Source organism: Wolbachia endosymbiont strain TRS of Brugia malayi, assembly GCF_000008385.1.
Taxonomy (GTDB): Bacteria; Pseudomonadota; Alphaproteobacteria; order Rickettsiales; family Anaplasmataceae; genus Wolbachia.
Genome location: NC_006833.1, coordinates 554,697 through 567,392 on the forward strand (window position 1 = coordinate 554,697; position 12,696 = coordinate 567,392).

The window sequence follows — 12,696 nt, forward strand, 5'->3', positions numbered from 1 at the left end:
AAATCGGCGCTAAACCTGTCGCAACGAAAGCAATGCATTTTATTCTTCTCTTAGTATTACAATTAAAATAAGCAGTGATATAATGATAGATGCGTTGTATTTGAAGAGGTTACTTGATAAACGCTGCAATTTAATTCGCCTGAGTGATATGTCACCAAAAATCATTGCAACAAGCGACATAATTGCATAAGCTCATACAAGAAATCTACCAGTCTTATAAATCTAATCTTTGCAAGCCCGTACTTCATATAATAAAAAACTCCACCAGTTGGGTTTCAGAGCAATAAGTAAACGCAAGCACTACTTCAACAAACTTTATCGACATGTCAAGTATTTTGGTAATTACCATCCAAAAAATTGCACTTGGACCCCACATTGTAGTAGCTATTGCAACCCTGGATACTGCTCAAAGGCTAACCGTTCCTGAAATTACCGTTGCAAACGCTTGGATATGAGTGATTATGCCGTCGCTATGATTACATTCTAGGTTGAATAGCATTTGTATTCCACGCTTGAATAAGTTAAAGTTAGTAAACCTGAACTGAACTGTGCAAAAAAATTCCAGTTGCAATTACCCAAATGATTACAAATGGAACGTAAAATATCTTTACATACAGAAATGAATTTAATAATTCACTTATTTTCCAGTTATATTGCCACTAATTTTTATTACGATCTATAGCTAACAAGTTTTATATGTGTAATATATATAAAGCCCGACGCTTATTGGAATAGTAATAGTATACACTACACCCAAAATTGGTAGAGTGATCCATGGCTTACTGACGAAGAATACGATAAATACTCCGAAAAGCGATACAAATATATAAGACAGGCTCCTGGGAATATAAATGTACTTTGCAGAGAAAGTTGGAATATGACTGACTGAAAAAAATGAAATAGTTAAAAAGTAACAAGCCGTATTTCTTACGTTAAAAAATCGTTCTATAAGAAGTAAATATTCACTTTCCTGAGAATGAAAGGTAACAATTATTGGCAACAAAGAAAGCAGAGCACATATTGGTGCTGGAACTCCAGAAAAGAAAAATTTTTCCCAGTCAAGTTGTTCTACGTTTAACGACACATTAAACCTAGCAAGCCTTATTGAGATGCAAATTACGTATATCATTACTAATATCCACCCTACAACTTTAATTTCTTTTAACTTCCAAAAATATAAAAGAAATGCAGGTGCTGCACCAAAATTTAGAAAATCCGCAAAAGAATCAAGCTGCGCTCCAAAATCACTAGTTGATCTTAGAATTCTGGCTATTCTGCCATCCATCCCATCTATAATTGCTGCAATGATAATGAAAATCACTGCAAATTCCCACTGTTCATTAAATGTAAACTTAAGTGAAGTAAGACCAGAGCACAAACCCAATAAAGTTATAAAATTTGGGAACAACTTAGCAATAGGTAGAGATCTACTGTTACTGCTATTGTTATTCATACAAGGTCAAAAGTAAGCTTTTCTTGAGTATTTTCCTTATTCAAGTTTGCTATAATTGTTTCACCACCAACAACAGTTTGCCCTTCTGAAACCCTTATTTCTACATCAGTAGGAACATAAATGTTCACTCTACTGCCAAATCTTATAATTCCAAATCTCTCACCTGCTTTGACGCTCTGAGATACTCTTAAATTACAAACGATACGACGTGCAATTAATCCAGCTATTTGTTCTACAATAATCTCTTTTCCCTTTGTGTATTCAATCACAATAACCTGCTTTTCATTTTCATTGCTAGATCTATCGCTCATTGCAGATACAAACTTACCTTTTTTATAGTGCATTTCTTTCACTGTACCGGATATTGGTATACGATTCACATGCACGTTCAAAACACTCAAGAATATGCTAACAAGTGTAAATTTCTTCTCCTCTCCATTGTTTGTTGATAAAGGGTAACTAACTTCTTCAATTTTTGAAATTACACCATCGGCAGGACTTAGTACAAGATCCTTATTGCCTGGTATAATTCTTGCTGGGTCACGAAAGAAATAAGTGCACAATAATGTTGGAAACAAACATGTAACACCAAATCCCCAAGATATAGAGAATGCTATGCACGTCACTATAAAAGAAACTACTATAAACAAATAACCCTCCTTGTTTATACTAGGTAAACTAAAACACATAACCTTATTGACAATAATCTGTTATTAACAACTTATCATCTATCACTCTTCATGAAAAGCTTTTTTTTAAGTACGTGCTGCTTCAACAAAATCCTTCTGATAAAAGGTAACATCACAAATTACCATAATTATAGCTAAAAGATTTAATAAATTATTATTCCATAATGGAATTATACTGAAACCGCAGTAGTACGACAAATGTACAATACAACAACCCACCCAACACAAATTTTAGTTAAAGTTAGAAAACTGCTTCTTCTAAAAGCTGCCTGCTTTCCTCTTCCATTGTAATAGAATTATCACTATTTCCAAGTAAATCTCTGATTTTTGCTTCTACTTCATTCGCAACTTCCTTGTTTGCTTTGAAATAGTTTTTCACATTCTCTCTTCCTTGTCCAAGGCGTGTATTGTTATACGAATAATAAGCACCCGCTTTTTCAAGGACACCAAGTTTTGCTCCTATATCTATTATTTCTCCAAGCTTCGATACACCCTCATTGTACATTATATCAAATTTTGCTTCTCTAAACGGAGGAGCAACTTTATTTTTTACAACTTTAACTCTTGTTTCATTGCCTTTAATACTCTCTTTATCTTTTATTGCACCAACTTTTCTTATATCAAGTCTTACAGAAGTATAGAATTTTAATGCATTTCCACCCGTAGTAGTTTCAGGGTTTCCATATACTACCCCTATTTTCATACGAATTTGATTGATAAATATCAATATACAGTTCGCTTTTGAAACCGCGGAGGTAAGTTTTCGCAGTCCATGACTTAAAAGCCTTGCTTGTAATCCCACGTGCTGATCACCCATATCTCCTTCAATTTCAGCTCTTGGAGTTAATGCTGCAACAGAGTCAACGACTATCACATCAACTGCACTAGAACATACTAAATACTCAACGATATGCAAAGCCTGCTCTCCAGTATCCGGTTGTGAGATCACTAAGTTATCGGTGTTTACTCCAAGTTTACGAGCATACATGACATCCAATGCATGTTCTGCATCGATAAATGCACACAGTCCTCCTTTTTTCTGTGCTTCAGCAATTACATGCAAAGCAAGAGTAGTCTTACCAGAGCTTTCTGGACCAAATATTTCAACTATACGTCCTTTGGGCAATCCCCCAACACCTAGGGCTGAATCAAGTGCAATTGATCCTGTAGATATTGTATCTATTTTCTCTACAGGGTTTTGCTTTAGCTTCATTATTGCACCTTTACCGAATGCTTTTTCAATCTGGCTTATTGCATTATCTAGCGCTTTTTGTCTATCATTACTTTTTTCTTCTGGGTTGCTTGCCATAGATTACTTATGAATTTGTATAATTTCTATGATAATCAAACGTGAACAACCTGCCAAGGCTTTTTTAGGCTCATATATTATTTAGCGAAAAAATTAATATTTTGAGGAGATAAGCCATATGATTTAAAAGATATGGTACATACTGTTTCAAATGCAGAACCTTGTAGTCCAATTGACTTTATTAATTATACACCAAATTATGTTAAGATAGAAAATTAGATGGACTTTGCAGTGCGATACAAAATAACGATAGAATACAACGGCAGTAGTTTTTCTGGTTGGCAGAAGCAGCAACATTCTGCTAACTCAATTCAAGAGACCATAGAAAATGCCATATTTAATTTCAGCGGTGAGAAAGTTACTCTCCACTGTGGCGGCAGAACCGACGCAGGGGTTCATGCTTTAGGACAAGTTGCTCATTTCGATATGGAAAGAAAATTTGAGCTTTATAAAATAAGAAACGCCATAAATTATCACTTAAAATCAATTCCTATAGTTGTACTGAATGCAGAAACTGTAGATAATACATTTCACTCACGATTTTCAGCAAAAAAAAGATACTACGAATATAGAATAATTAATCGCTACGCTCCTGCAGCTTTGGAAGCTGGTTACGCGTGGCAAGTGTTTAATCCACTTGATGTAAACATTATGCGTGAAGCTGCTAAATATCTGCTTGGAAAGCATAATCTTTTAAGTTTCCGCTCAAAAGATTGCCAAGCTACAAATCCGATAAGAACAATTGATGATATCGATATAGTACAAAACGGGAGTCACATATACATTAAAATATCTGCTATTTCTTTTTTACATAACCAAGTGAGGATCATTGTAGGTACTTTAGTTGAATTTGGAAAAAGTAGAACTAATCCACAAAAAATGCTGAATATATTAAACCAATGCAAAAGAAACGCTGCTGGAGTTACTGCACCGCCTTTTGGTTTATATTTGGCAAAGATAGATTACTAATTAATAGCCTTAAGTTCTTACTGGCATCACTATATATAATACATTCGGATCATTCTCATCAGTAATAACCGTAGCACTACTACTATCTGATAAGCTAAACTTACATTTGCTCTTTATACAGGATAAAGCATCAAGCAAATAACGTGAATTAAAACCTATTTCTATAGGTGCTCCATTGTAATCCACCTCTATAAATTCAGTTGCATCACTGCATTCTTGAGAGTTTGAGTGTAGAGTTAATGATTTTTCTTGCAATGAAAATTCAATAGATTTTATTCTATCAGATACAACAACGGAAACTCGATCTATAACGCTAGCAAGTTTGCTACTCTCAACGACCATTTGTTTATCTTGAGATGCTGGAATAACGCATTTGTAATCTGGAAAAGCCCCATCTATTAATTTTGATATTATAATATACTTACCACATGTAAATTTGATCTTCCTGTCTGAAAGTTTTATATTAATTTCATCACAATCATCTAGTACTTTTAATAGCTCTATCACAGTTTTGCGCGGTATGATTACACCAAATTCGCTATTGATATTTTGAGGCTTTGGCTTTTTTACACATGATAAACGGTGACCATCAGTTGCAACACAATATAAAAACTGCTCATCTGTATGTAGATATATCCCATTCAAATTATATCTTGTATCATCTAGCGATACAGCAAATTTTGTTTTATTTAATAAGTCTATCAAGTCTGTATTCAGTAGAGTAAAATCATACTTATGATCACCTTCTTCAAGAACAGGAAGCTTGTTTAAGACTACATTTGGTAAAGAAAAATTTGCATTTCCATAAGATATTAATAATTTCCCTTGATCGTTTACCTCAAAATTGACATCCAAATCAGCTGGCAACTTCTTCACTATATCGTGTAAAGTATGTGCTGAAACTTTTACTTCTCCTTCTGTTAACACATCTGCAGCAAGTGAAGCAAATATTGAAATATCAAGATCAGTAGCCATTAATTTTATGCTGCCATGTTGTGCTTTAATATTTATACACGCCAAGATATCTATTGCATTACGCCTTTCGACCACTCCACTTACTCTGGACAGCGTACTTAAAAGACTCGTACGGCCTATGCGAAAACGCATTTGCTCACATACAGAACTTTGTTTTTTGATTTCTACATCTATACCCACAACTCTGACATTATCTATTCTTAAAAAATATTTCAAATGATATCCACATTCTACGTAAAGTAAAGTGCTTATTTATATTTTTACCGGAAGAGTGTTTTTTATACTATGGTTTAGCCTGAGATTATAACAGTTCACTTTACGTAGCATAAATCATGCATTTTTTGATATGCCTTTTGAAACCCAAGTAGGGAATAAGTATCATCAATGGTTGTCGCTTTTATTCTTCCACTAACCACCATTGATAATCCCTGCTTCATTTTTAGAATTAGATCTCGATCTGTTTTTGTATGCTCTGTCCACGCAAGATCTCCTTGTATTATGTATAATGCATATTTTATTTTTTTATCGATATTGAGAACTATAGGCTCCTTATCATACTGAAAACCAGAAGTAACACTTACCTCATCTGCTTTTTTATCGACATAACTGACCATTACATATGGCTTGCGGTTGGTTGTATAATGTTCGCTCTTTTTCTTAGGGTAAGACACGATATAACATACTTTCTCTCCATCTTCCAATGCAGTATACACAAGCCAGTCTCTATATTTTTCCTTCAATTGTACATCACTAACCGATGCAAGAGCACTTACTGAAAAAAATATTAGAAATACAAAAAAACTACGCATGTAAGCTAAATTTCAAGCTTTCCGACTGTATATGTTGTTTTACCTTACTCATCGCTTGTTCAGCTAGCTGTCTTATTCTTTCTCTTGAAACACAATATTTTTTACTAAGCTCATCTAGGGTCTGAGTATTCTCAGACAAATACCTACTAATAAAAATATCCCTTGATCTTTCGTTAAGGCTTGCTAATGCATTGTTTAAAATTGTTTCTTTTAATTCTTTCTCTTCACGATTCTGATAAGTTACTTCTTGATTAACTGAGTTACATGGGATCATATCTTGTAGCTCTTTTTTAGAGTCACCACCTACTTTTATGCAATTATTTAGCGACTGATCCTTACAAGCTAAACGGTAATTCATCTGTATAACATCCCCTTCAGATACAGATAGTTCATTAGATATTGCTTTTATTTCTTCATTATTTAAAGTTTCCCTGTTTGTATATTGCAAAATTCTTTTTTTTATTTTACGCAAACTAAAAAATAATCTCCTTTGTGCTTGTGTTGTGCCTATTTTTACAAATGACCAAGATTTCAATATAAAGTCTTTTATTGAAGCTTCAATCCACCACACCGCATAAGTTGAAAAACGAAATCCCAAATCAGGATTAAACTTTTTCACTGCATGGATTAAACCCATATTTCCTTCCATAATTAGGTCCATTAACAATAGCCCATAATTTTTGAACTTCATTGCAATTTTTACTACCAAATTCAAATGGCTAGTAATCAATTTATGAGCAGAAGAAATATCCTTGCACTGGTTCCAACTTTTCGCCAACCGTACCTCTTCCTCTTGAGATAGCATAGGAAATTTTCGCACTTCAGTAATATACTGTGTGAGATTAGTGCTACCGTTAATACATAAGCTCACCTTTGGGATCAACATAACAACTTAAATTAAAACTCCAAATATACAATGTATTGACTTTCCAGTAAAAATTCAAGCTTTAATTTAGAAAAAGCATAACTTATTGTGTACCACTGCACCCAACTTGAACCTTAAGTGCTTTAATACTTACTGCTAAAATATGCAATACAAAACAGTCTACATAGTAAACAGTGCCATTCCAGTGCTTAAGAGACACTGGAATCCACATTTCTTTCCTCTAAGTTCCAGTACCAGCTACTTGAATAACAAGACTGAGATAACAAGAAGACCACTAAGATAGATTAGAAATTAAACGCTATTCCAGCTTCTGCACCAATAGTGCTATAAAGAACTTTATATGCACCCGCAGTAACTTTTGTTTCTTTATCCTCACTAGTTCCTTTATTTACTTCTTCACTTTTATCAAAGTTAGCGCCATAAGAACCAAAGTAGCGAGCTCCAGCAAAGAGTTTAATTTCTGGGGTTACATCATAGCTAATACCAGCTTTCGCCTGGTAAGCAAAACCAAACCCATGTTTTTGATCAGCAATAACTTGTGCCTTTGCAGGGTTGCTGATATATGCTACACCAAGACCAACACCAACATATGGAGTAATAGGTATATCTTCAATTACTACATCATAATACACATTAACTAGTCCTGAAATTGCTGTTAAATTATCTACAATATCTGGAGTAGGAGCTCGTGAAAGAGTACTTTTACTTAATTGTGAATAAAGTCCTTCAATGTCCACTCTGATATCATCCATTCTATAACCAAATGCACTACCACCAGCCATGAAAGAAGGCTTATAAAGGTCATTAGTGTCTTTACTATCCTTTTGAGCTCCTGTGATACCATCAACCTTTGTATTCAAAGGTGAAAACTCACTATTGTACTGCAAGCGAATGTAGTAACTAGTTTCCTCATCAGCTATTGGACCAACAGGATCTGAAAAAGCAGAGTTTGATAAACTTAGCAACATTACTAAAGCGGTTGCTGAAAAAAACTTTTTATAATGCATAATTACCCTCGTTAAAAAAATTAAAATTTCACTTTAGCAATTTAAGTAAAAACTAAAGTTAAGTCAAGTACTAACTTAATAACACAAAATATTTGACATTTAAACTAATTTTTAGAGAAAGGTAAAGATTTTACTAACGAAAAGACCGAATCTGTACTAACATTGCAATATTTGAGAGCAATGTATATCAAGAATACAAAGCCCATTTTACAGGCCTTAAGAACCCTTATATGGGGATGTTTTAGACCTAAAATTTATCCTTAATCTTTATTTAAGTGACAAAAGCACATTATTAAACTAGGTGTGTTATGTTTAATTTTTCTTATATAGACACTCCATGTCTTTATAAATTTTTATCTACGTTAGCTGAATCTCGCTTATTAAGTAATGTAATAAGCGCCAAGTTTTTGAGAGAACAGTAAACAACTCACATTGCATTGTTCTTTTTGTCTTTATTTAAGAATTAGTTCAAAAATCAACTAATCTTCTTTTTTTATAAAGAAATTATTTGAAAAACTTCTGCATTACCCTTATCGTGACGTTATGGATATTTATAATTCCAAGGTTGACTACTTACCAAGCATATAAGACATTAATGTCAAGTTCCTACAAGAGATGAGACGAGAAAGAAACATTGGAATGACACCATTTATTGCATAAATAACCTGAAAATTGCTATGTTCATACAGTCGTGTCACTAGCTTAGCATTTCTTTATTCCCCACATCATTTCCACTACTGCGGTTTCTTCCACCTTTATACAATGTTATAGGTGCACTAGCGAAGAAGCGTTAGCATTAGAAATACCAGAAATTTTATGTAGAAAAAACTTAAAAGGGAAGTTTAAATCCAGGTAGTAAACCCATCATACCTGCAAGATCAGAGGTTACATTTGCCATATCCTCCTCTGCCTTCTTAATAGCATCATTGAATGCTGCTGTTACTAAATCTTCTACTATATCCTTCTCTTCATTTCTCATAAGCTCTAAGTCTATGCTTACCTTTTTAGCCTTATAACTACCTATTTTTATGATTCCTACCAACACAGAAACTTTACCGCCACCAGAGATACCTTGAAATTCTTTACCAATATACTTCTCTTGAGCTTCTGTAAGTTTCTTTTGCATCTCTTGTGCTTGCTTCATTATCTGATTAAAATCCACGACTTACTCCTTATTCTCTATGTTGACCACCTTTGCACCCTTAAATGTATCAAGTATACCCTTGACTGCAGGTGCATAACTTAAACTACTCGCCCCCTTTTTTATATAACCTGCATCAATTGTAATAACCCACTCCTGCTGAGTTATCTGACTTAAATAGTTTTTCAAGTCATTACAAAAATTACTATCCAACTGAGATACAGCCTTTAGTTTTAAATACCCAGGTTTACAATTCACTAATTGTAGATTACTACATAGCTGCTTGTAAAGATAAATTTGGTTATTCTGTTGTAATAGTTGCAAAATCTTATCAAAATCATAACTTTTCTGTTGTATGTTTTCTGCGCTGCGTGTATTCCTCTGCTGCGTACTTTGCGCAAGAACTTTCTTGACCACCTGCTCAGGAGAAGGTAGATCAGAAAGATAACAGAGGCTAATTAATATCATCTCAGCAGCAACATCACTGCATGTCGAAGCTTTTATATCTTGAACTCCTTTGAGCAACATCCTCCACAATCTCGAGAAAAATATTAAAGACTTTTTTACACCCAAGTCTTTTATCCTGTTCTTCTCACATTCTGTAACTGAACTATCAATCTCTTTTGTAACCAAAAAACGGCATATTAACTGAATTGTTTGCAATAGACCTTCAAAAATACTAAGTGGGTTTGCCGTTTCTACTGCTTTGTCAAATAACGATAGAGCTTTCTGTAAATCACTGCCCAATATTGCTTCCATTAGATCAAATATGATATCTTTATCCACTAGGCCAAGTATATCCATCACACTTTTAGTAGATATTACACCACCTTTATTATACAGCACTGCTTGATTCATTAAAAACAAGGCGTTACGCATTGAATTGCCAGAGTGGCGCGCAATTAACTCTGATGCTTCCTTTTCAATGAAATAACTTTCTCTCTGTGCAATATCATTTAAACGCTCTACTATTTTAGCTACAGGAATGTTGTACAAATCAAATCTTTGACAACGTGCAATGATAGTGATTGGTATCTTTTTTATCTCTGTAGTTGCCAAGATAAACTTTACACTTGGTGGTGGCTCTTCTAGGGTTTTAAGCAATGCATTAAATGCACTGCTGGATAACATATGTACTTCGTCTATAATGTAAACTTTGAATTTAGAACTTATAGGTGAATAGCAAATATCTCCTAGGATTACTTTGATATCATCAACACTAGTATGACTTGCTGCATCGATTTCAATTACATCTGGATGGCTTGAATTTTTTATCGTCAGGCAATTTTTACATGACCCACACGGTTCAAAAGTCGGTCCCAAGGAACAATTTAAACATAAGGCTATTATTCTTGCTGTGGTAGTTTTACCTACCCCACTAGCACCTGAAAGCAGTATAGATTGTGGAATTCTGTTGAGAGTAAAAGCGTTTTCTAATATACGCACTAGTATATCTTGACCTACTAGATCTTTAAAGCTACCAGGACGATATTTTAATGCTATGTTCATGGTTTATGATAAAATAAATAATGAAATAGGTATGCAACCCAAAAAGATTCTGGTGTGGCTGCTTCATTTCTGACCTGACCAAGTTACAGAGTTTTTGCCTGCATACCTTATAAAAGATTATACTTTTTTTTTTATTTAGCAAGATATATTCTATATTAGCCCTATAACTTGATATGCTAAATTTTTTACAGTGCTACTTTGAAGTAAATAAAAAGTTAGTTATTATGCAAGTCACTACAAGATTATCACTTCAATGTTTATTTATGTCATCCCAGTGCGTGACACTGGGGCTCAGAAATCTCCTCAACAACTGGACCATATGGTCAAGCTATAGAATGATAAGTGCTGGAGCAATAAGAGATTATGCAAGAGACCTATTAAAATCCACACCTTTTCCTCTGGATCCCAGTGCCACGCACTGGGATAACGAAGGAGAGGTGTTATGATTTTATATCATTTTCCTCTTTGTCCGTTCTCACGAAAAGTTAGAGCCCTTCTTAAGGAAAAAAAGCTGAGCTGCAATTTAGTACATGAAAACCCGTGGGAAAAGCGGAATGAATTTATGAAGATTAATCCAACTGGACAGGTACCAGTGCTTATAGATAACAACTTTATTATAACAGACAGCAACGCTATTTGTGAATATCTAGAAGAAACTTATAATAGCGATATCAAATTGCTTGACTCGTCTACTGTTATTAAATCTCAAATACGTGCTTTAATTAATTGGTTTGATAATAAATTTTATAATGAAGTTACTAAATATATTATAAATGAGAAAGTAATAATTAACCGCAGTCCTGACTCTAGATTTCTCCATGCAGCTCAACATAATCTATCTTGCCATATAGAGTACATTGAGTACTTAATTAACAAAAACGTTTGTCTCGTAACTGATAAGTTCACTTTAGCTGACATTACTTTAGCATCACATATTTCTGTAATGGATTATGTAAATAGTTTTCCATGGGAAAAAAGTAAAATTCTAAAAGAATGGTATTCCATTGTTAAGTCAAGGCCTTGTTTTCGTGAGATGTTATTAGAAAGAGTTCCTGGGTTAACTCCTCCTCTGCACTATGCCAACTTTGATTTTTAGTCTACGTAAGCTTTAAAGCTATAGTCATTCCTTCATCAGTTGGAATTAATATAGAGCAATATTTTTTTTCGTCCGATAACCTATAATTGAATTCCCTCATAGCACGCCATGATTTCTCTAACACTTCTTTTGGAGGTGATTTCAAAAATACTGTGTTAAGTAATAGAGTATTATCCGCAACAATCAGCCCGTCTTGTTTAATGTATGACTCTGCCCAATCTAAATATTTAGGATAACCAGCCTTATCAGCATCAATGAATATCATGTCATATGGTGCTTTTGCTGATAATTCAGCCAATTTTTCTAATGCATTGCCTACTATTAAAGTAATTTTATTACTCATATTAAAAGCATTAAAATTCTTTTTTGCTATTTTAAAGTGCTTGGGATTGTTTTCTATTGTGTATATATGGCCATATTCAGGCAGAGCTTTTGCCATACAAATTGATGAGTAACCGTACAATGTGCCAATTTCAACGATACTTCTCACCTTGTGAATCTTTATAAATAAACTTAATAACTTTCCTTCTTCAGGGCTAATTTGAATGTGTTGTTTTTTCCCAAGAATACAATACTCTTCTATTTCTTTACATTCTTTTGCAAATAAATCTCGTATATATAATAATTTTATGTTAGGGTTATTACGTGCCATGTTTTGTATTATAGGAAGGCTTAATTAATATAAAATTCATAAATAATTATATAGCCTAAAATGATATAAACATTTATTTTAGGCTATTATTTTATAGCATAAAATTTTAAGTGACAAAAATTGTGATATATAATATCATAGTTAACTAGTGCAACAGCTGATTGGCTGCCACACTAAAATTTAAAGAGACTGCTTACATGC

General features: G+C 33.7%; 15 protein-coding genes and 1 other RNA gene. 4 read left to right on the forward strand and 12 right to left on the reverse strand.

All coding sequences use genetic code 11. The features are described from left to right. Nucleotides 1-244: 244 nt before the first annotated feature. Entirely contained in the window at nt 245-376 is a 132-nt protein-coding gene (locus WBM_RS06940; RefSeq protein WP_410543180.1) for an alanine:cation symporter family protein, read from the reverse strand. Between WBM_RS06940 and WBM_RS06945 the strand changes: the two genes are divergently transcribed. Further along, a complete protein-coding gene (locus tag WBM_RS06945) occupies nt 324-455 on the forward strand; it encodes a hypothetical protein (protein ID WP_410543184.1) in 132 nt (43 codons plus the stop codon). The two genes, WBM_RS06940 and WBM_RS06945, sit on opposite strands and share 53 nt — an antisense overlap. Before the next feature lie 227 nt (nt 456-682). On the opposite strand, the gene WBM_RS02535 is transcribed toward WBM_RS06945, so the two are convergent. From WBM_RS02535 to recA, 3 genes are all read right to left on the reverse strand, one after another. Further along, entirely contained in the window at nt 683-1,453 is a 771-nt protein-coding gene (locus tag WBM_RS02535) for a CDP-alcohol phosphatidyltransferase family protein (RefSeq protein WP_011256623.1), read from the reverse strand. Further along, nucleotides 1,450-2,142, reverse strand: coding sequence for a phosphatidylserine decarboxylase (locus WBM_RS02540; protein ID WP_041571460.1), 693 nt, complete (start codon nt 2,140-2,142; stop codon nt 1,450-1,452). Before WBM_RS02540 ends, WBM_RS02535 begins: the two co-directional genes overlap by 4 nt. A 241-nt stretch (nt 2,143-2,383) precedes the next feature. Then, nucleotides 2,384-3,451, reverse strand: coding sequence for a recombinase RecA (gene recA, locus WBM_RS02545; RefSeq protein ID WP_011256625.1), 1,068 nt, complete (start codon nt 3,449-3,451; stop codon nt 2,384-2,386). Between the two features lie 231 nt (nt 3,452-3,682). Between recA and truA the strand changes: the two genes are divergently transcribed. Beyond that, nucleotides 3,683-4,420: a tRNA pseudouridine(38-40) synthase TruA gene (gene truA / locus WBM_RS02550; RefSeq protein ID WP_041571564.1), complete on the forward strand. Its 738-nt coding sequence runs from the start codon at nt 3,683-3,685 to the stop codon at nt 4,418-4,420. Between the two features lie 9 nt (nt 4,421-4,429). Here the strand turns inward: truA and dnaN are convergent, their stop codons facing one another. The 7 genes from dnaN to ffs form a co-directional block, all read right to left on the reverse strand. After that, entirely contained in the window at nt 4,430-5,527 is a 1,098-nt protein-coding gene (gene dnaN / locus WBM_RS02555) for a DNA polymerase III subunit beta (RefSeq protein WP_050707686.1), read from the reverse strand. 179 nt (nt 5,528-5,706) lie between these two features. Continuing rightward, nucleotides 5,707-6,204 (reverse strand): invasion associated locus B family protein, encoded by a 498-nt coding sequence (locus tag WBM_RS02560; RefSeq protein ID WP_011256628.1) that lies wholly within the window; start codon nt 6,202-6,204, stop codon nt 5,707-5,709. Next, nucleotides 6,197-7,090 carry an RNA polymerase factor sigma-32 gene (locus WBM_RS02565; protein ID WP_011256629.1) on the reverse strand — a complete coding sequence of 298 codons (894 nt, stop codon included), beginning with the start codon at nt 7,088-7,090 and terminating at the stop codon, nt 6,197-6,199. The genes WBM_RS02560 and WBM_RS02565 overlap by 8 nt, the downstream gene beginning before the upstream one ends. Nucleotides 7,091-7,374: 284 nt before the next feature. Next, complete coding sequence (locus tag WBM_RS02570) at nt 7,375-8,097, reverse strand: P44/Msp2 family outer membrane protein (protein ID WP_011256630.1); 723 nt, start codon at nt 8,095-8,097, stop codon at nt 7,375-7,377. 829 nt (nt 8,098-8,926) lie between these two features. Continuing rightward, the gene (locus WBM_RS02575; RefSeq protein ID WP_041571566.1) at nt 8,927-9,241 is read right to left on the reverse strand and encodes a YbaB/EbfC family nucleoid-associated protein; all 315 of its coding nucleotides are present in this window, start codon (nt 9,239-9,241) and stop codon (nt 8,927-8,929) included. A 21-nt stretch (nt 9,242-9,262) separates the two neighbouring features. After that, a complete protein-coding gene (gene dnaX, locus WBM_RS02580; protein ID WP_011256632.1) occupies nt 9,263-10,747 on the reverse strand; it encodes a DNA polymerase III subunit gamma/tau in 1,485 nt (494 codons plus the stop codon). Between the two features lie 15 nt (nt 10,748-10,762). Continuing rightward, nucleotides 10,763-10,862, reverse strand: an RNA gene (ffs, locus tag WBM_RS05440) — signal recognition particle sRNA small type. 58 nt (nt 10,863-10,920) lie between these two features. Between ffs and WBM_RS05765 the strand changes: the two genes are divergently transcribed. Beyond that, the gene (locus WBM_RS05765; protein ID WP_148669374.1) at nt 10,921-11,193 is read left to right on the forward strand and encodes a hypothetical protein; all 273 of its coding nucleotides are present in this window, start codon (nt 10,921-10,923) and stop codon (nt 11,191-11,193) included. Further along, on the forward strand, nt 11,190-11,843 hold the full coding sequence (locus tag WBM_RS02585; RefSeq protein ID WP_011256633.1) for a glutathione S-transferase family protein: 654 nt from the start codon (nt 11,190-11,192) through the stop codon (nt 11,841-11,843). Before WBM_RS05765 ends, WBM_RS02585 begins: the two co-directional genes overlap by 4 nt. A 1-nt stretch (nt 11,844) precedes the next feature. Here the strand turns inward: WBM_RS02585 and WBM_RS02590 are convergent, their stop codons facing one another. After that, the gene (locus tag WBM_RS02590; RefSeq protein WP_011256634.1) at nt 11,845-12,495 is read right to left on the reverse strand and encodes an O-methyltransferase; all 651 of its coding nucleotides are present in this window, start codon (nt 12,493-12,495) and stop codon (nt 11,845-11,847) included. Between the last annotated feature and the right edge of the window lie 201 nt (nt 12,496-12,696).